Source organism: Rhodococcus sp. GB-02, assembly GCF_053470465.1.
The window spans coordinates 2,662,693-2,679,711 of the sequence record NZ_JBPUKE010000001.1; the positions used below are offsets into that span (position 1 = coordinate 2,662,693).

The 17,019-nt window shown below is 62.0% G+C and carries 21 protein-coding genes; 11 read left to right on the forward strand and 10 right to left on the reverse strand.

What is annotated here, in order from left to right; all coding sequences use genetic code 11:
• Positions 1-34 precede the first annotated feature (34 nt).
• Both ACSW29_RS12610 and bluB read left to right on the forward strand, forming a co-directional pair.
• Positions 35-1,087 carry a CobW family GTP-binding protein gene (locus ACSW29_RS12610; protein ID WP_448277355.1) on the forward strand — a complete coding sequence of 351 codons (1,053 nt, stop codon included), beginning with the start codon at positions 35-37 and terminating at the stop codon, positions 1,085-1,087.
• A complete protein-coding gene (bluB, locus tag ACSW29_RS12615; RefSeq protein ID WP_448277356.1) occupies positions 1,084-1,713 on the forward strand; it encodes a 5,6-dimethylbenzimidazole synthase in 630 nt (209 codons plus the stop codon). The genes ACSW29_RS12610 and bluB overlap by 4 nt, the downstream gene beginning before the upstream one ends.
• A gap of 32 nt (positions 1,714-1,745) precedes the next feature.
• Here the strand turns inward: bluB and ACSW29_RS12620 are convergent, their stop codons facing one another.
• From ACSW29_RS12620 to ACSW29_RS12635, 4 genes are all read right to left on the reverse strand, one after another.
• Entirely contained in the window at positions 1,746-3,185 is a 1,440-nt protein-coding gene (locus ACSW29_RS12620; protein ID WP_347872134.1) for a DEAD/DEAH box helicase, read from the reverse strand.
• A 228-nt stretch (positions 3,186-3,413) separates the two neighbouring features.
• Complete coding sequence (locus ACSW29_RS12625; protein WP_448277357.1) at positions 3,414-3,827, reverse strand: molybdenum cofactor biosynthesis protein MoaE; 414 nt, start codon at positions 3,825-3,827, stop codon at positions 3,414-3,416.
• Positions 3,820-4,806, reverse strand: a complete 987-nt coding sequence (moaCB, locus tag ACSW29_RS12630) for a bifunctional molybdenum cofactor biosynthesis protein MoaC/MoaB (protein ID WP_448277358.1) — start codon at positions 4,804-4,806, stop codon at positions 3,820-3,822. Before moaCB ends, ACSW29_RS12625 begins: the two co-directional genes overlap by 8 nt.
• A 14-nt stretch (positions 4,807-4,820) precedes the next feature.
• Positions 4,821-6,023 carry a molybdopterin molybdotransferase MoeA gene (locus ACSW29_RS12635; RefSeq protein WP_448277359.1) on the reverse strand — a complete coding sequence of 401 codons (1,203 nt, stop codon included), beginning with the start codon at positions 6,021-6,023 and terminating at the stop codon, positions 4,821-4,823.
• Positions 6,024-6,134: 111 nt separating this feature from the next.
• Here ACSW29_RS12635 and moaA point away from each other — a divergent pair, with 111 nt between their 5' ends.
• The 4 genes from moaA to ACSW29_RS12655 all read left to right on the forward strand — a co-directional run bounded on the left by moaA (position 6,135) and on the right by ACSW29_RS12655 (position 8,033).
• Positions 6,135-7,193: a GTP 3',8-cyclase MoaA gene (gene moaA / locus ACSW29_RS12640; RefSeq protein ID WP_448277360.1), complete on the forward strand. Its 1,059-nt coding sequence runs from the start codon at positions 6,135-6,137 to the stop codon at positions 7,191-7,193.
• Positions 7,186-7,443, forward strand: a complete 258-nt coding sequence (locus ACSW29_RS12645; RefSeq protein ID WP_230812759.1) for a MoaD/ThiS family protein — start codon at positions 7,186-7,188, stop codon at positions 7,441-7,443. Before moaA ends, ACSW29_RS12645 begins: the two co-directional genes overlap by 8 nt.
• 145 nt (positions 7,444-7,588) lie before the next feature.
• Positions 7,589-7,786 carry a hypothetical protein gene (locus ACSW29_RS12650; protein WP_448277361.1) on the forward strand — a complete coding sequence of 66 codons (198 nt, stop codon included), beginning with the start codon at positions 7,589-7,591 and terminating at the stop codon, positions 7,784-7,786.
• 31 nt (positions 7,787-7,817) lie between these two features.
• Entirely contained in the window at positions 7,818-8,033 is a 216-nt protein-coding gene (locus tag ACSW29_RS12655) for a hypothetical protein (RefSeq protein WP_448277362.1), read from the forward strand.
• 3 nt (positions 8,034-8,036) lie between these two features.
• On the opposite strand, the gene nadE is transcribed toward ACSW29_RS12655, so the two are convergent.
• On the reverse strand, positions 8,037-8,861 hold the full coding sequence (gene nadE, locus ACSW29_RS12660; protein WP_448277363.1) for an ammonia-dependent NAD(+) synthetase: 825 nt from the start codon (positions 8,859-8,861) through the stop codon (positions 8,037-8,039).
• Positions 8,862-8,929: 68 nt separating this feature from the next.
• Here nadE and ACSW29_RS12665 point away from each other — a divergent pair, with 68 nt between their 5' ends.
• The gene (locus tag ACSW29_RS12665; RefSeq protein ID WP_317825523.1) at positions 8,930-9,484 is read left to right on the forward strand and encodes a nucleosidase; all 555 of its coding nucleotides are present in this window, start codon (positions 8,930-8,932) and stop codon (positions 9,482-9,484) included.
• A gap of 19 nt (positions 9,485-9,503) precedes the next feature.
• Here ACSW29_RS12665 and ACSW29_RS12670 read toward each other — a convergent pair whose 3' ends face one another.
• Positions 9,504-10,283 (reverse strand): META domain-containing protein, encoded by a 780-nt coding sequence (locus ACSW29_RS12670; protein WP_448277364.1) that lies wholly within the window; start codon positions 10,281-10,283, stop codon positions 9,504-9,506.
• Positions 10,284-10,318: 35 nt separating this feature from the next.
• Complete coding sequence (locus ACSW29_RS12675) at positions 10,319-10,918, reverse strand: TetR/AcrR family transcriptional regulator (RefSeq protein ID WP_003944690.1); 600 nt, start codon at positions 10,916-10,918, stop codon at positions 10,319-10,321.
• Between the two features lie 106 nt (positions 10,919-11,024).
• On the opposite strand from ACSW29_RS12675, the gene ACSW29_RS12680 reads away from it, so the two are divergent.
• Positions 11,025-11,591 carry an NAD(P)H-dependent oxidoreductase gene (locus ACSW29_RS12680; protein WP_317825525.1) on the forward strand — a complete coding sequence of 189 codons (567 nt, stop codon included), beginning with the start codon at positions 11,025-11,027 and terminating at the stop codon, positions 11,589-11,591.
• Positions 11,592-11,663: 72 nt separating this feature from the next.
• Here ACSW29_RS12680 and ACSW29_RS12685 read toward each other — a convergent pair whose 3' ends face one another.
• Positions 11,664-12,491, reverse strand: a complete 828-nt coding sequence (locus tag ACSW29_RS12685) for a siderophore-interacting protein (RefSeq protein ID WP_448277365.1) — start codon at positions 12,489-12,491, stop codon at positions 11,664-11,666.
• Positions 12,492-12,782: 291 nt separating this feature from the next.
• Between ACSW29_RS12685 and nrdH the strand changes: the two genes are divergently transcribed.
• From nrdH to nrdE, 3 genes are all read left to right on the forward strand, one after another.
• Positions 12,783-13,013 (forward strand): glutaredoxin-like protein NrdH, encoded by a 231-nt coding sequence (gene nrdH / locus ACSW29_RS12690; RefSeq protein ID WP_019747886.1) that lies wholly within the window; start codon positions 12,783-12,785, stop codon positions 13,011-13,013.
• 82 nt (positions 13,014-13,095) lie between these two features.
• Positions 13,096-13,575, forward strand: a complete 480-nt coding sequence (nrdI, locus tag ACSW29_RS12695) for a class Ib ribonucleoside-diphosphate reductase assembly flavoprotein NrdI (RefSeq protein ID WP_230812772.1) — start codon at positions 13,096-13,098, stop codon at positions 13,573-13,575.
• Complete coding sequence (gene nrdE, locus ACSW29_RS12700; RefSeq protein ID WP_003944756.1) at positions 13,533-15,716, forward strand: class 1b ribonucleoside-diphosphate reductase subunit alpha; 2,184 nt, start codon at positions 13,533-13,535, stop codon at positions 15,714-15,716. Before nrdI ends, nrdE begins: the two co-directional genes overlap by 43 nt.
• Before the next feature lie 61 nt (positions 15,717-15,777).
• Here nrdE and ACSW29_RS12705 read toward each other — a convergent pair whose 3' ends face one another.
• Positions 15,778-15,990, reverse strand: a complete 213-nt coding sequence (locus tag ACSW29_RS12705) for a hypothetical protein (protein ID WP_448277366.1) — start codon at positions 15,988-15,990, stop codon at positions 15,778-15,780.
• A gap of 12 nt (positions 15,991-16,002) precedes the next feature.
• Positions 16,003-16,920 (reverse strand): SPFH domain-containing protein, encoded by a 918-nt coding sequence (locus tag ACSW29_RS12710; RefSeq protein ID WP_317825527.1) that lies wholly within the window; start codon positions 16,918-16,920, stop codon positions 16,003-16,005.
• Positions 16,921-17,019 lie beyond the last annotated feature (99 nt).

A 17,019-nucleotide genomic window follows, 5' to 3' on the forward strand; every position in this document is an offset into this window, starting at 1 on the left:
CTGATCGGTACGTGTGGTTTCGGAAGGTTGTGTGGTGGCGAAGAAGCAGATCCCCGTAATAGTCGTCGCAGGCTTTCTCGGTTCGGGCAAGACGACGCTGCTCAACCATCTTCTGCGTAACAACGACGGCGTACGCATCGGCGTGATCGTCAACGACTTCGGCTCCGTCAACATCGATTCGATGATGGTCGCCGGTCAGGTCGATTCGATGGTCACGCTCAGCAACGGCTGTTTGTGCTGCGCTGTCGACGTCTCCGACATGGACGAGATGCTGAACAAATTGGCGCACCGACAATCCGGTATCGACGTGATCGTCGTCGAGGCCAGCGGGCTTGCCGAGCCGCGGAACATGATTCGTCTCGTCCTCGGGAGTGAGAACCCATCCGTCGTCTACGGCGGACTGGTGGTCATGGTCGATGGAGCCAATTTCTCCACCGTTCGCATCGAGCATCCCGAACTCGATCAACATGTCCGCCTGGCAGATCTGGTGGTAGTCAACAAGATCGACGGCGTTCCCGTCGCCGAGCGCGAGCGATTCACTGCCGGAATTCGTGAGTTGAATCCGCGAGCGCCGATAGTGGAAACGTCGCACTCGCGGATAGACCCCGCTCTGTTGTTCGATTCCGGTGAGGTGGCCCCTCCCGCCCCGGGTGATCAACTGAGCCTCGACGAGCTCCTGCGCGACGGACACGACCACGACCACGACGACGGTTCCTGTCACCACGATCACCTGCACCATCGCTACGAGTCGGTTGATTTCATATCGGAGATGCCACTCGATGCCAGGGCTCTGACGCACTTTCTCGAGAACCAGCCTTCGGGTGTTTACCGCATCAAGGGATTCGTGAACTTCGAGATTCCGGGCTACACAGGAAAATTCGAGATCCAATCGGTCGGTGATCATGTCCGGATCACCCCGCTGCGATGGAAGTCGGGCGAGCCTCGAACTACGCAACTGGTTGTGATCGGTACCGGGATGGATTCGGCAGCGGTAGGTAGTGCCCTCCGCACCTGCGTGCGCGAAAAAACTGTCGAACCGCACCCCGACGCCATGCTGGGATTGCACCGCTATACCGTCGGAGCGTGAGTGAATCAGCGGTATCCGTGTACGAAGCGATCCGTCGACGACGAGACGTTCGCGCCGAGTTCTCGGGAGAGATTGTCCCGGACGAAACTCTGATGCGAATTCTCGACGCCGCCCATCGCGCGCCCAGCGTGGGAAACACGCAACCGTGGGATTTTGTCGTCGTTCGTAATCCGGAGACGCTCAACACCTTCGCGGCGCACGTCGGCGATGCCCGGCTGAAGTTCGCGCAGTCTTTGCCCGAGGATCGACGCTCGACGTTCGACCCCATCAAGATCGAGGGAATCGCCGAGAGTGGTACCGGCATCGTCGTCACTTACGACCCGTCGCGCGGTGGCCCGAACATCCTCGGCCGTCATACCGTCGACGACACCGGACTGTTCTCGGCGGTACTCGCAATTCAGAATTTGTGGCTCGCCGCGGTAGCCGAGGAGATCGGCATCGGCTGGGTCTCGTTCTACGACGAGAAGTACCTCACCGAACTCATGGGCATCCCCTCACCTGTTCGCCCCATCGCCTGGCTCTGTGTCGGGAAGGTGACTGAATTCCAACAGGTTCCGGATCTCGAGCGCTACGGATGGCGACAGCGCCGGCCATTGGCCGACGCTGTCCACTACGAAACCTATTGAATTGTGCGGGGTGGCCTAGCGCGCGGGACGACCTAGCGCGTGGCACGCCCACCGGTGGAGCCCGCAGTGCGAGCGCCGCCGCCGGTGCGGGGACGGCGAGCGCCGCCGCCGGCATGTTCCTGACGGGCAGCGCCGCCGGTGCGTGCACCGCGTGACTGACCGCCCTGTCCGGAGCGAGCTTGACCTGAACGTGCTGCGCCGCCGCGTCCACCCTGGCCGGCGGGGCGCTGTCCGCGTCCGCCGTTCGGCTGGGCCGGAGCATTCGGAGCCGGAGTGACGTGCGGTGCGATGTCGCCGACCAACTTGACGACGTGCTCGGAGTTGGCCGTCGAACGAACCGGCGTCACCTTGATGGCGGCCTTACGCATGAGGATCGCGAGATCCTTACGCTGCTCGGGCAAGACCACTGTGACCACGTCGCCGGCGCTGCCTGCGCGAGCGGTGCGACCACTGCGGTGCAGGTAAGCCTTGTGCTCGGCCGGGGGATCGACGTGAACGACCAACTCGACATCGTCGACGTGGACGCCGCGCGCTGCGACGTCGGTGGCGACGAGGACGCGCGCTTCACCGGCGGAGAATGCCGCCAGGTTACGGTCGCGAGCGGCCTGTGAGAGGTTGCCGTGCAGGTCGACGGACGGGATGCCCGACTCGGTGAGCTGGCGAGCCAACTTACGAGCCTGGTGCTTGGTGCGCATGAACAGGATGCGACGACCGGTACCGGAAGCGAGCTTCTCGACCAGAGCCTTCTTGGCTTCGACGCCGTCGACGTCGAACACGTGGTGCGTCATCGCGGCGACGGGGGAGTTGGCCTCGTCGACCGAATGCATGACCTCGTTCTTCAGGAACCGCTTGACGAGCTTGTCGACTCCGTTGTCGAGCGTTGCCGAAAACAGCAGGCGCTGCCCGTCCTGCGGCGTGGACGAGAGGATGCGGGTGACGACGGGCAGGAAGCCGAGGTCGGCCATGTGGTCGGCCTCGTCCAGCACGGTGATCTCGACGGCGTCGAGGCTCACGAACTTCTGCTTCATGAGGTCTTCGAGGCGACCGGGGCAGGCGACGACGATGTCGACGCCGGCCTTCAGGGCCTGAACCTGGCGGTGCTGCGAGACACCGCCGAAGATCGTGGTCACGCGCAAGTCGTATGCGGCGGCCAACGGTTCGAGGGTTGCGGTGATCTGGGTGGCGAGCTCACGCGTGGGTGCGAGCACCAGGCCGAGTGGTCGACCCGGGCGACGCTTGCCCCCGGACAGTTCGCCGGCGAGGCGAGAGACCATGGGGATGGAGAACGCGAGGGTCTTTCCGCTTCCGGTCTTTCCACGGCCCAGTACGTCGCGACCCGAGAGAGTGTCGGGGAGGGTATCGATCTGGATCGGGAACGGGGAAGTGATTCCGCCGTCTTCGAGAGCTTTCACCAGCGGTGCGCGCACACCGAGGGCTGCGAAGGTGGTAGCGGGCGTAGAGATGTCAGACAAGTGTGTTCAGAGCCTTTCGGGCACGTGTTCGTGCCCGGATGCCGACACGGGAATTAACCGGTCGAGCAATCAAGCACAGTGGTGGCGGCGCTGCCGGTCGGCAGGCTTCTTCGCCGTAAGAAGAGCGGGTGCATTGAGCACTCAGCAAGAAATTTTGCGTTCTACGACGCTGGATGCCCGATTTCGGACACCTAGTGATCGCAACTCTACCTTCCCGGAGCGTTCGACCTACAACCCGACCCATTCGGAGACGCCGTTCGCGAAGTGTTGCCGCTTCCAGATCGGTACCTCGTGCTTGATGCGCTCGACAAGTTCGGCGCACGCGGCAAACGCCTCCGCGCGGTGTGGCGCAGCGACGGCGGCGACCAGTGCGAGGTCGCCGATCTCGAGATGCCCGACGCGATGAATCGCGGCAACCGGTAGGCCGGTCGAGGCTGCAACCTCTTGACAGCACGTATGGAGGAAGCTTTCAGCATCCGGGTGTGCTTGGTACTCCAACGCTGAAACCGCTTGACCTCCATCGTGATTGCGCACCGTCCCGGTGAAAACCACAACAGCACCGTTCTTCGGGCCGGCAACGGCGGCGTCGACGGTGTCTGCGTGAATCGGTTGTTCGGAGATCCGAGCCAGTAACTCACTCATCGTGTGCTCCTCCGCCTGCGACCTGCGCGAGCAGGTGATCGATGATGGGTTCGAGGACGGTGAGACCGTCCTTCACTCCGCCGGGAGAACCCGGAAGATTGACGATGACCGTCGTACCTGTGAGACCTGCCACACCACGGCTCAGTGATGCGTGTGGGGTCTTCTCGAGGCCCTTGGTTCGGATCGCTTCTGCGACCCCGGGCAACTCACGGGTCAAGACTGAACGGGTAGCTTCCGGGGTTGCATCCGTGGGGGAAGCGCCGGTGCCGCCGGTACTGATGACGAGCGACGGGGAGCCCGCCTTCGCGTCGACTATGCCCCCCGCGATGTCTGCGTCGGCGTACACGAGCGGTCCGCGCACCTCGAAGTCTCGCTCGCGTAGCCAGGCCGCGATCGTCGGCCCGGTGGTGTCGGGTCTGGTTCCGTTGGCGCCGCCGGTGGAAGCGACGAGGACGGTCGCGGACCGTGCCGAGGTGAAGACGTGCGCCGGAGAAGCCGGGGCACCCTGAGCGTTGCGGGTCCAATGTCCGTGTTTACCACCGTCTTTGGTGAGCAGACGCACACCGTTCATGGTGGCTCCGGGATCGACCGCTTTGACCATGTCATGCAAGGTCAGGCCGGCTACCGCGACGGCGGTGAGCGCTTCCATCTCGACGCCGGTCTGTCCGCGAGTCTTTGCCGTCGCTTCGACGGTGATCGAGGTTTCGGTGAATCCGAATTCCACCTTGACCGACGAAAGTGCGAGTTGATGACACAACGGAATCAGCTCGGACGTCTTCTTTGCGCCGGCGATTCCGGCGATGCGCGCGGTGGTGAGGACATCGGCTTTGGGCATGCCGTCGGCGCGGACGAGCCGAACAACCTCGGCGGTCGTGACGAGTTCACCGGCAGCGACGGCGATTCGCGTCGTCTCGGCTTTGGCGCTGACGTCGACCATGCGCGCGCGGCCTTCGCTGTCGACGTGTGTCAATTCGGTCATGAGTGTCCTTTGAATCAGATCGAGGTAGTCGAGAGTGGAATCACATCGACGAGATCGCCCGCGCCGAGTTCGGTCACGGCGGCGGGGATGTCGATCAGGACGTCGGCCCACGCCATGGCTGCAACGAGGTGCGATCCGGGTCCAGCAACGAGTTCGATACCGTCCGCAGTTCTGCGCGCCCGCAGGAACTGCCGCTTGCCATCCACGGAACGCAGCGGTGCAGTCAACGGCAGTCGCTCGTGCGGGATCTCTGGCAGGCCCGCCGCGCGGCGCAGCTCCCCGCGTGCGAAGACCTCGAACGAGACCATCGTGCTGACCGGGTTGCCCGGGAAGCTCAGTACGGGCACTCCGTTCACCACGGCGGTGCCTTGTGGGCCACCTGGTTGCATTGCGACGTGGCCGAATTGCGCACCCAAGGGTGTGAGGGTTTCCTTCACCACTTCGAAGTCGCCCATCGATACTCCGCCGGAGGTGAAAACCAGATCGGCGACCGAGGTTGCGTACGAGAGTAATTCGCGGAACTCCACCGGATCGTCACTGCTTCGAGCGACGGATACGACATCGGCACCGTTGGCTTCGGCCAATGTTGCCAAAGCTGCACCGTTGGAATCGTAGATCTCACCGGGTTCGAGAGTTGTTCCGGCACTCTTGAGTTCGGCGCCCGTCGTGATGACGGCGACCCGTGGCCTCGTGTACGTGTCGAGTGAGGCCAACCCGACGGCGCTCAGCGCAGCGATATGGCGAGGTTCCAAGTGCGTTCCCGCCGTGACCAGTAGCATTCCGGCAGTGATGTCACTGCCACGTTCGCGAACGAATTCGCCTACAGACCTGCCCCGTTCGATGGTGACGACGTGTTCGGTGACGCCCGTAGTGTCCTCGACGGGAACGACGGCGTCGGCACCCTCGGGGAGCGGCGCACCGGTCATGATGCGAAATGCCGATCCTGGAAGGTGTTTCGGTGGTTTTCCGCTACCGGCGGCGATCACACCTCGAACCGTCAGCGTGGTGGGAACCGAGGCCACCGAGGCGGCGTCGACTGCGTACCCGTCCATCTGTGAGTTGCGAAAGAGCGGGAGGTCCACGGGCGATGAGATGTCGGAGCAAGTTATGCGCCCCAACGCTTCTGCCGTCGGCACTGCCGTTGGAGAGAGGGTGTGCAGGCCCGAGAGCAATTCGGAGATGTGCGACGCGTGTTCCTCGACCGAACGCGCGCTCATGACAGTAACCTCGACAACCTCGACATGTTTTGATCCTAGGCGGTGTGGTCCGTCCGACACACCGAGTACGGCTTTCGGTCATACTGGAGCAATACGGAAGTTGGTGACGTGATGACAGTGGTGTCGATGGGAATTCCCACCGTGCGGTTTGACGCTGCCTCCACCGCCGGTCGTCCTGAGACGGATCTCCTGGTCGACAGGTTCGGGCGTGTTGCGAGAGATCTGCGAGTCTCGATCACCGAGAAGTGTTCACTTCGTTGCACGTATTGCATGCCGGAAGAGGGCCTGCCGGCCATCGCGGCGGAAGATCTTCTGAGTCGCGACGAGATCATTCGAGTGGTCGGAATCGGCGTCGAGCGAGTCGGTATTCGTGAAGTGAGATTCACCGGCGGGGAACCGCTGATGCGCAGCGACCTCGAAAGAATCATCGGTGGGTGCGCAGCTCGCGTGCCGGGGATTCCACTTTCCATGACTACCAATGCTGTTGGGCTCGAACATCGTGCGGCGAAGTTGGCCGCAGCGGGTTTGACTCGCATCAATGTTTCCCTGGATTCAGTTGATCGCGCCCATTTCGCTGAATTGACACGTAGAGACAGGTTGCCATCAGTTCTCGCGGGAATTCGAGCGGCTGCGGCAGCCGGGCTCGCGCCACTGAAGATCAATGCGGTGCTGATGCGTGAAACACTCCACGGCGCGGCGGATCTTTTGCAGTGGTGCCTCGATGCCGGCGTCGAATTGCGTTTCATCGAGCAAATGCCCCTGGATGCAGATCATGCATGGGCTCGCGAGAATATGGTGACCGCAGCTGAATTGTTGACCGTATTGAGTGGTCGTTTCGAATTGGAAGCAATCGGCCGCGAAGACCCGTCGGCTCCAGCTGAAGAATGGCGTGTCAATGGGACCTCGATGACGGTGGGAATCATCGCTTCCGTGACCCGCTCGTTCTGCAGTGAATGTGATCGGACCCGAATGACCGCCGAAGGGACAATTCGGTCATGTTTGTTCAGTGATCGCGAGGTCGATTTGCGTGCGGCGCTCAGGTCGGGAGCAAGTGATGATGAACTTGCGGATTTGTGGCGCGGTGCGATGTGGAACAAGTGGGCAGGGCACGGCATCGACGCCGCGGATTTCGTTCCGCCGGAAAGAAGCATGGGAGCGATTGGTGGCTGATTCGCAGTCGATCTCGGTTCGATACTTTGCTGCTGCAGCGGATGTATCCGGTTGCCGTAGCGAGGTAGTCGCCCTCTCGCCTGGCACCACACTTGCCGAGTTGGTGGCGGTGTTGGTCGGGCGATACGGGCCGGAGATGGAGCGAGTGCTGTCGGTCTCGGCTTTCCTCGTCGGTGACGAGTTGACCCGCGACGTCTCTCGGACCTCCGGTAGTGCTGTCGATATTCTTCCGCCTTTCGCCGGAGGCTAGTCCGGGGATTGTCGACGTAGTTATTTGTCGGCTGCCGAACTATTGTCAAATTTCGGTGGCCTGGCTCAAATAGGTCGATCTTGATCACTCAGTTCAAGTGGCGTCTATCTCCATCTCCTAATTTTTGGGGGAGTAAGTTCACACTTTGTCGATTAATTCCACCCGACGTATCAGCGTCGTCGTAGTGCTCCTCGGAGCAGCTGCTCTCACGGCTCCGGCATTCGCAACTGCGCTTCCCTCCACCGGTTCGCTCGGCTCTTCTGCACCGGAAGCCTCGTGCTCGACCCTGTCCACCGAAGCGGCGCCGAACGAATGGGTCCCCGGACGCGACGCCGACGGCTGACGGCGGCGTTCACGCGGATCTGCAGAAGGGCGTGTGGTGGGGCACTCAGAACATCGACGGCGCCAAGGACCGCGTGTCAGTGCCTTTGGCGGACATCGTCGCCGCGAACCCGAAAGCGGTAGTCGACCACTACGGCGTCAGTGTCGGGACCGGCTCCGCTGCAACCTCGACGCTGGTCGATGCGGTGCATTTCAACGGATTCACCACCAACTTCGCAAAGAAGGATTCGGCCTCTAGTCGCTGGTAAGAGCTACTTCCACCAGTCATCCAGGGGGGTGACCGGCACCGTGCGCTTGTGACGAGTGTTGGTGAACATCTTCTCGAGCTTTTCGGCTACCTCGGAGGAAACGTCCTTTCCTTCGAGGTAGTCGTCTATCTGTGAGTACGTGACGCCGAGGGCAACTTCGTCGGGCAGCGCGGGTCGGTCGTCCTCGAGGTCGGCGGTCGGCACCTTGCGCCACGTGCTCTCCGGTGCGCCCAATTCCTGCAGCAATGCAGCGCCCTGGCGTTTGCTCAAGCCGGTGAGCGGCGTGATGTCGACGCCGCCGTCACCGAACTTCGTGAAGAAGCCGGTGATCGCCTCCGCGGCATGGTCGGTACCGATCACCAAGTAGCCGAGCTGACCGGCAATCGCATACTGAATGACCATTCGTTCGCGCGCCTTGATGTTGCCGCGGACGAAGTCGCGCAGTTCGCCGTTCCCCAACGCCTCGGAGGCCTCACGGGCTGTGGCGTCGGCGCCAGGCTTGACGTTGACCGTGAGAGAGCGGTCCGGCTTGATGAAGCCGAGTGCGATCTGAGCATCGGATTCGTCGGCCTGCGCGCCATAGGGGAGTCGAACGGCGACGAACTCGGCCTCGTGGCCTTCTTCACGAAGTTCAGTGACCGCGCGTTGGGCGAGGACTCCGGCGAGCGTGCTGTCCTGACCGCCGCTGATTCCCAGAACGAACCCTTTGGCGGGGGTCGAGCGCACGTAGTCCTTCAGGAACTGGACTCGCGCGCGAACCTCCGCTGCGGCGTCGATTGTCGGCTTTGTGCCGAGTTCTTCGATGATGCTTTCACGCAGTGTGGCCATGAATGGACTCTAGCGATGTGAGCAGGCGCGTGCAGTGCCACCGTATCCGGGGCGGTACGGTCGCGCACATGAGTGCGAACAACGTTCTGGTGGTCAGTGCGACGAAGTCGGAAGCGGCATACGTGCCGCAAGGATACGAACTGCTGATCACGGGGATTGGAAAGGTCAGTGCTGCAACAGCAGTCGCCTCTGCTCTCGCGCGGTACGAGCGGGAGAATCTGCCGCTGGTCGTCAACATCGGGACCGCCGGTGCGCTGCACGCGCACCACGGCGGCCTCTATGTTCCCGGGGTTGTCATCAATCACGACATCAGCAGCACCGCGATCCGAGCGCTGGGGCACGACGTCGCGGACCGTTTGGTGCTCGCCGGCGGTGACGACTCGGTGTTGGCGACCGGCGACGCATTCATCGCCGACGCTGCAACCCGGGACGCCCTTGCACAGCGAGCTGATCTGGTCGACATGGAGGGTTTTGCCATCGCGTTCGCCGCACAGGCTGCGGGTGCTCCCTGCCGCCTCGTCAAACACGTCAGCGACCATGCGGACGATTCGGCCATGGACTGGCCCGCGATGATCGATGCCAGCGCCCGCGATTTGGGGCGCTGGCTGCTCGACAACGTCTGATCGAGCCTGGAGCGTCTGATCAGGCCTGCGCAGTCAGTATCAATCCGGTGTCGTCGGGCTTGCGCAGGGTCAGCGTGCCGGCGTCGATGGTGTAGCTCACGTCGCCGTCGAGCACCGCCAGGATCTGGCGCTCGATGTCCGTGTTCTCCTCGGGGCAAGCCATACGCGTGGTTGCCATCGGCGTGAACGTGACTGTGGTGTCGGACGTCTGGGCGCTTCCGGTCATGCGATTGCATCCGGTGGTTCCGCTGACCGAACCGTCTGCGGCAATCGTGAGTTCGGGAGCTGACGTCTCCAGAGCCAGGCTCGTACTGATCGCATCGGGACTGATGAGTGACGTGACGGTCCACGTCGTGCCCTGGAGCACTCGATCCGGCGTGACGATCTTCTTGTCCTGCAGAGTCACTGTGGCGTCGTCCGATGTCAGGGTGAGGGTGTCGCCGTCGAGGCTCCACGTCGGCGCGGAGGTCAGCAATGTTGTTGTCCAGGTGTCGGATTCGTCGATGCCGGGAGGGCAGCCCATCATGGTCGACGCCATGGTGCCGGTGGTCAGCTTGCCGTCGGTGAACTCGATCGAGCCGTTTGCCGTGTTGCATCCGGCGCTCGCGGACACTCGACCCGCTTGGCTGAAATCGAGAGTCAGTGGGCCGCCGCCGGGAATTTGTGTTCCGTCGACCGAGGTCGAGATGAAGACGCGCCCGGAGGGGTCCGACTTGTCCTTGGGGGAGTCGGACGACGCGGAGCAACCGCTTACCGCGGCGATGGTCAGGACGCCGATGACGGCAGCAGCGATGCGCATGGGCTCACATTAAGCGGTGGGACGGATCTGGGGAGTCAGCATCGAGTAACGCGCCGGGCAAGGTCTTCCCAGCCGGCGGCCAGACGCTCGGTGGTCATCCCGAGATCGCGCACCTGGTGAAGGACAAGCGATGCTTCGAGTGGTGCCAACAGTGCTGAAGCGAGCAGATCGAGGTCGCCCTCGACGCCTGCTCCTCGAAGAAGTCCGATGACGTGAGCGATGCCGAGCGCCCGGGCCGGACCGCCGAAGCGGTATTCAGGAGCATTTTCCGCCGCACGGAGGACTTCGCCCTGTACTTCCACCATGGCGATTCGGGCTCGTCCGAACGCGATGAGGCGCTCGATCGGCGGTGCGCCCGGACCCAACGGTGGGGGGCCGAACATGAATGCCTGCTGCAGTTCTCGCTCGGTGTGATCGAGCAGTGCCTGCATCAGTCCCGAGCGATTGCCGAAGCGCCGAAAAACTGTGCCCTTGCCCACACCCGCTCGGCATGCGACGGCATCCATCGTCACCGCGTCGACACCTCGCTCGGCGACGAGGAGGGCTGCTGCGTCGAGCAGAAGTACGCGGTTACGTGCTGCGTCACCGCGCTCGACCGGCGCGGCGCCGATCTGGGGGAGGGGGATTGCGCTCACGGGATCAGGTTACAGGGCCGGGGAATGTAAGTGGACCGCGGTCCGTTTAGTTGATATAACTTTCAACCGGAGCCACCAACCGCACCACTTTCGAAGGAATCTCGTTATGTCACAGACCAATGTTCTCGTTCTCGTCGGCAGCTTGCGCGCCGGATCCGTCAATCGCCAGCTTGCCGAGACGGCTGTGTCCGCCGCACCCGAGGGTGCCACCCTGACGGTCTTCGAAGGCCTCGCCGACGTCCCCTTCTACAACGAAGACATCGACGTCGAGGGTGCTTCCATTCCCGCTGTCGACGCGCTGCGCTCCGCTGCGAGCAACGCGGACGCGTTCCTGCTCGTCACCCCCGAGTACAACGGCACCATCCCCGCCGTTCTGAAGAACGCCATCGACTGGATCTCGCGTCCGTACGGTGTCGGTGCAGTCAAGGACAAGGCTGTCGCAGTCATCAGCGCTTCGCCCAGTGGCAACGGCGCCAAGTGGGCACACGAAGACACCACCAAGGCAGTCCGTATCGCCGGCGGCAAGGTCGTCGAGGACACTGCACTGAGCATCGGTGGAACCGGCGCACTGTTCGGTGAGCTGCACCCGCGTGAGAACGCAGAGGTGCTCGCTCAGGTCTCCAAGGTCGTCTCCGACCTCGTCGACGCCAGCAAGCAGCTCGTCAACGCGTAATCCGTTTCACGAGTGAGGGCCATGCCGGAAGGTATGGCCCTCACTCGTATGCGAGTCAGGCTCATATGCACGCTAGAGCCCTTCGCGTTCCATCGCGTCGTCGACGGCGTCGCGAACCGACTCGAAATCCTTGCCGGCCATCATCGCTTCGCCCATCGCGGCATCGATACGGTCTGCGACGGCGGCGTACCGACGCTCCCAGCTCTCCTTGTCCTCCCGCCAGTAACCCATCACGTGCATGCGGGTTGCCGGGATTTCCGATGTTCGACGCAGATGGGTGCGGATGCGTCTGGCGGCCGCGGCCTCGACTGCACACCAGATGTAGCCCTCGCCGGGAGGCAGGGCAGCGCCGGCCAATTCGGCGAGCAGCGAGTCCGATTCCTCGATCCATCGGTAGTGAGCGTCGGCGCGCGTCGTGAACGTCTGCTGTTCGCTCGGCGCGGGTACCTGCGCGATGACGTGGATCGGTAGACCGTCGGGTGCTTCTTCCAAGATCCGCCCGATCGCAGGCAGTGCGGCGTGATCGGCGACGAGTAGCAGCCAGTCGCACTCTGTCGGCGGCGTGAACCACCCGCTCGCAGTCGAGAGATGGACGGTCTCGCCCGGTTGCGCATTCTTGGCCCAGAGTGCCGCGCCGCCGTGGCCGTGGAGAACGAAGTCGATCACCAGTTCGTTCTTCGACGGCTGCCAGCGCCGGACCGTGTAACTGCGGGCGTGAGGGGGATCGAGAGGGAATCTGACGAGCACTCGTTCGTCGGGGCTCCCGCTCGTCTCGAAGTCGCTCAGGCCGGTGCCGCCGAAGGTGATTCTGCGCATCAGCGGTGTCACCTGCTGCGTTCTCGTCACGGTTGCCTGGTGGCGCGGTGCTTCGTCCTTGGGGGGTGTTTCCACGACGCTCATGGTAGGTCCGGGACGCGGCTCCGAGAGGCCGGCGAGCACAAAAAGTAAATGTGACGGGCAACACGCCGACGCGCCGGGAAATGAGGGCGCTGAACTGGGGCGACCTGGGAATTCCAACGATGTGACTCACAACATCTCGCGTTATGTGTTTCTGTCGGCCACTAGGTGTAGTGTCTTGAGCACTGAGAGACCACAACGCGGAACGCCTTGAGCGAGACTCCGGCAATCGGTCGAATCGGTGCTGAACATCACTACATCGGCCTTTGTTGGCTAAGCGAAAGAGGGACTCTCATGAGCATCACCGTCTACACCAAGCCCGCTTGCGTTCAGTGCAATGCCACCTACCGCGCCCTCGACAAGGCCGGTCTCGAATACAACATCATCGACATCACCGAGGATGCCGAAGCCCGCGACTACGTCATGGCTCTCGGGTACCTCCAGGCGCCCATCGTGGTTGCCGGTGAAGATCACTGGTCGGGCTTCCGTCCCGATCGCATCAAGACCCTGACCGTCGCTGCTTGAAGCGCCGCAGTGTCGGCGGTGGACACCTCCGCCGACACATCTGAGTAGTTCCGGGCACCGTACAAGAAAATGGTGACAACCGATGACTTCGCTGGTCTATTTTTCCAGCGTGTCGGAGAACACCCACCGATTCGTTCAACGTCTCGGCCTGCCTGCGACACGTATACCCATCCATGACCGTGACGGCTCATTTCGCGTAGACGAGCCCTATGTGCTGATTCTGCCCACCTATGGTGGCGGGGCCACCGTGACAGGGCGCGACACCAGCTATGTGCCGAAGCCGGTCATTCGTTTTTTGAACAATCCACACAACAGGTCGTTGATCAGAGCAGTGATCGCGGCGGGAAACACCAATTTCGGTGAGTCCTTTTGCTATGCAGGAAACATCATTTCCCAGAAATGCCACGTTCCTTTTCTGTACCGGTTCGAACTCATGGGCACTGCCGAAGACGTCGACCGAGTACGAGAAGGCTTGGGGGAGTTCTGGAATCATCTCGAAACAGAGAAGGAGCACGGGCAGTGGCGCCAACCATCACTGACACGATCGCGGCAGGAAGCGTAGAGCGTGATGCACGCGGCGGTGATTCCACCAACGGCCTCGACTACCACGCACTCAACGCCATGCTCAACCTGTACGGCGCCAACGGTGAGATCCAGTTCGAGATGGATGTCGCTGCAGCCCGTCAGTACTTCTTGCAGCACGTCAACCAGAACACCGTGTTCTTCCACAACCTCGACGAGAAGCTGGACTACCTCGTCGAGGAAAACTACTACGAGCCAGAGGTTCTCGATCAGTACTCACGTACTTTTGTGAAGTTCCTGATCGATCACGCCTACGCCAAGAAGTTCCGCTTCCCGACGTTCCTGGGTGCATTCAAGTACTACACCTCCTACACGCTCAAGACCTTCGACGGTAAGCGCTACCTCGAGCGTTTCGAAGATCGTGTCTGCATGGTTGCGCTCACCCTGGCCGCAGGCAACGAAGACCTGGCCGTCGAACTCGTCGACGAGATCATCGCCGGACGCTTCCAGCCCGCCACCCCGACGTTCCTGAACTCGGGCAAGAAGCAGCGCGGTGAGCCCGTGTCCTGCTTCCTGCTTCGTATCGAAGACAACATGGAGTCCATCGGTCGCTCCATCAACTCGGCACTGCAGCTGTCCAAGCGCGGTGGCGGAGTTGCCTTGCTGCTCACCAACGTTCGTGAGCACGGCGCCCCGATCAAGAAGATCGAGAACCAGAGTTCGGGTGTCATCCCGATCATGAAGCTTCTCGAGGACTCATTCTCCTACGCCAACCAGTTGGGTGCGCGTCAGGGCGCCGGCGCCGTGTACCTGCATGCGCACCACCCCGACATCTACCGCTTCCTCGACACCAAGCGTGAGAACGCCGACGAGAAGATCCGCATCAAGACGCTCTCTCTCGGCGTCGTGATCCCGGACATCACGTTCGAACTGGCGAAGAAGAACGAGGACATGTACCTGTTCTCGCCGTACGACGTCGAGCGCATCTACGGAGTTCCGTTCTCCGACATCAACGTCTCCGAGAAGTACTACGAGATGGTCGACGACAAGCGAATTCGCAAGTCCAAGATCAAGGCTCGCGAGTTCTTCCAGACCGTCGCCGAATTGCAGTTCGAATCGGGCTACCCCTACATCATGTTCGAGGACACGGTGAACCGGGCAAACCCGATCGAAGGCAAGATCACTCACTCGAACCTGTGCTCGGAGATCCTGCAGGTTTCGACGCCTTCACTGTTCAACGACGACCTGTCCTACTCGAAGGTCGGCAAGGACATCTCCTGCAACCTGGGTTCGCTGAACATCGCGAAGACCATGGACTCGCCCGACTTCGCCAAGACCATCGAAGTGTCGATCCGCGGATTGACGGCAGTGTCCGACCAGACACACATCTACTCGGTGCCGTCGATCGAGCAGGGCAACAACGACTCTCACGCCATCGGCCTCGGTCAGATGAACCTGCACGGATACCTCGCTCGTGAGCGGATCTTCTACGGCAGCGAAGAAGGCATCGACTTCACGAACATCTACTTCTACACCGTGCTGTTCCACGCACTGCGTGCGTCGAACAAGATCGCCATCGAGCGCGGCTCGTACTTCAAGGGTTTCCCGGAGTCGAAGTACGCCTCGGGTGAATTCTTCGACAAGTACACCGATCAGGCTTGGGAGCCGGCAACCGACAAGGTTCGCGGACTCTTCGCCGATGCGAAGCTGCACATCCCCACTCAGGACGACTGGCGTGAGCTGAAGGCTTCGGTTCAGAAGCACGGTATCTACAACCAGAACCTTCAGGCCGTCCCGCCGACCGGCTCGATCTCGTACATCAACTACTCCACCAGCTCCATCCACCCGGTGGCGTCGAAGATCGAGATCCGCAAGGAAGGCAAGATCGGCCGCGTCTACTACCCGGCGCCCTACCTGACCAACGACAACCTGGAGTACTACCAGGATGCCTACGAAATCGGGTACGAGAAGATCGTCGACACCTATGCTGCCGCAACGCAACACGTCGACCAGGGCCTGTCGCTGACGCTGTTCTTCAAGGACACCGCAACCACCCGCGACATCAACAAGGCGCAGATCTACGCGTGGCGTAAGGGCATCAAGACGCTGTACTACATCCGTCTGCGTCAGATGGCACTCGAAGGCACCGAGGTCGAGGGCTGCGTTTCCTGCATGCTGTAAAGGGCTCCGCCCCCGTGCGCCTTTTCGGTAGTGACTGCTACCGAAAAGGCGCACAGGGGAATCAGGCCGGCGGACGGCCTGGACCGTGCATCTTGCCGGCATTCTGCGGCATACGACCGTGCTCGGTGAGTGCGCGCCGAAGGAGAAACTCGATCTGGGCGTTGGTACTTCGGAGATCGTCGGCGGCCCAGCGGGCGAGGGCGTCGTGCACCGCTGGGTCCAACCGAAGAAGGATCTTCTTACGCTCGGATCTCGGAGCTGGATCCGTGGCCATGTGGCCTTTCCTTTACTGGTAGAGCGAACCGGTGTTGAGCACCGGTTGTGCGTCTCGGTCGCCGCACAGCACGACCAGAAGGTTACTGATCATCGTGGCCTTGCGTTCCTCGTCGAGTTCGACGACATGCTTTTCCTCGAGTTGCTTGAGTGCCATGTCGACCATGGACACCGCACCTTCGACGATTTGCTTGCGGGCAGCGATCACTGCACCCGCTTGTTGGCGCCGAAGCATTGCGCTGGCGATCTCGGGTGCATACGAGAGCCTGTTGATGCGTGTCTCGATCACTTCGACACCCGCCGCACGCACGCGGGCGTGAACCTCCTCCGACAAGGTAGTCGTGATGATATCGGCGTTCTCGCGCAACGAGACTCGGCCTTCGGCGTCGTACGGATAGCTGCCGGCGATATGACGGACGGCCGCTTCGGTCTGCACCGAGACGAACTCCTCGTAGTCGTCCACCTGGAACGAGGCGAGCGCAGTGTCGGCGACTTGCCAGACGACCACCGCCGAGATCTCGATGGGATTGCCGTCGGCGTCGTTCACCTTCGCCTGACCGGTCTCGTGGTTTCGGATACGCGTCGAGATCGATCGACGGACAGTCAGCGGATTTGTCCATCGCAGTCCCGGCGTGCGCAGGGTGCCGCTGTACGAGCTTCCCAGGAGTTGCAGAACTCGGGCTTGATTCGGTTGCACCAAGGTCAGGCCCATCAGCAGGGGGAGTGACGCGATGAACAGCACCACTCCGACCGGAATCAGGGCGAAGAGTCCCAGAACTCCGCCAACGACGGACAGTGCGATTCCGGCCAGGAAGAGAAGTAACCCGCCGAGGAGCATCCAGCTGCCGGACAGGTCCCAGCCTGGGCGTTCGGCGATCGTTGTGGTGGCGACACCGGTCGGTTTCTCGGCCACGGTAGGGGTGCTGGTCATGTGAGACTCGCTTTCCATCGGTAAGTGATATTTAATTGATATCACATTGTTTATGCTTGTGGAGGGGCGCGTGCGACACATGTTGTTGTGTTGGCATCG

Bases quoted from the DNA above. Each gene is read 5' to 3' on its own strand.
- ACSW29_RS12625 (WP_448277357.1), bottom strand. From the start codon at position 3,827: ATGAGTGAGTTACTGGCTCGGATCTCCGAACAACCGATTCACGCAGAC.
- moaCB (WP_448277358.1), bottom strand. From the start codon at position 4,806: ATGACCGAATTGACACACGTCGACAGCGAAGGCCGCGCGCGCATGGTC.
- ACSW29_RS12635 (WP_448277359.1), bottom strand. From the start codon at position 6,023: ATGAGCGCGCGTTCGGTCGAGGAACACGCGTCGCACATCTCCGAATTG.
- moaA (WP_448277360.1), top strand. From the start codon at position 6,135: ATGACAGTGGTGTCGATGGGAATTCCCACCGTGCGGTTTGACGCTGCC.
- nadE (WP_448277363.1), bottom strand. From the start codon at position 8,861: ATGGCCACACTGCGTGAAAGCATCATCGAAGAACTCGGCACAAAGCCG.
- ACSW29_RS12665 (WP_317825523.1), top strand. From the start codon at position 8,930: ATGAGTGCGAACAACGTTCTGGTGGTCAGTGCGACGAAGTCGGAAGCG.
- ACSW29_RS12670 (WP_448277364.1), bottom strand. From the start codon at position 10,283: ATGCGCATCGCTGCTGCCGTCATCGGCGTCCTGACCATCGCCGCGGTA.
- ACSW29_RS12680 (WP_317825525.1), top strand. From the start codon at position 11,025: ATGTCACAGACCAATGTTCTCGTTCTCGTCGGCAGCTTGCGCGCCGGA.
- ACSW29_RS12685 (WP_448277365.1), bottom strand. From the start codon at position 12,491: ATGAGCGTCGTGGAAACACCCCCCAAGGACGAAGCACCGCGCCACCAG.
- nrdH (WP_019747886.1), top strand. From the start codon at position 12,783: ATGAGCATCACCGTCTACACCAAGCCCGCTTGCGTTCAGTGCAATGCC.
- nrdI (WP_230812772.1), top strand. From the start codon at position 13,096: ATGACTTCGCTGGTCTATTTTTCCAGCGTGTCGGAGAACACCCACCGA.
- ACSW29_RS12705 (WP_448277366.1), bottom strand. From the start codon at position 15,990: ATGGCCACGGATCCAGCTCCGAGATCCGAGCGTAAGAAGATCCTTCTT.
- ACSW29_RS12710 (WP_317825527.1), bottom strand. From the start codon at position 16,920: ATGACCAGCACCCCTACCGTGGCCGAGAAACCGACCGGTGTCGCCACC.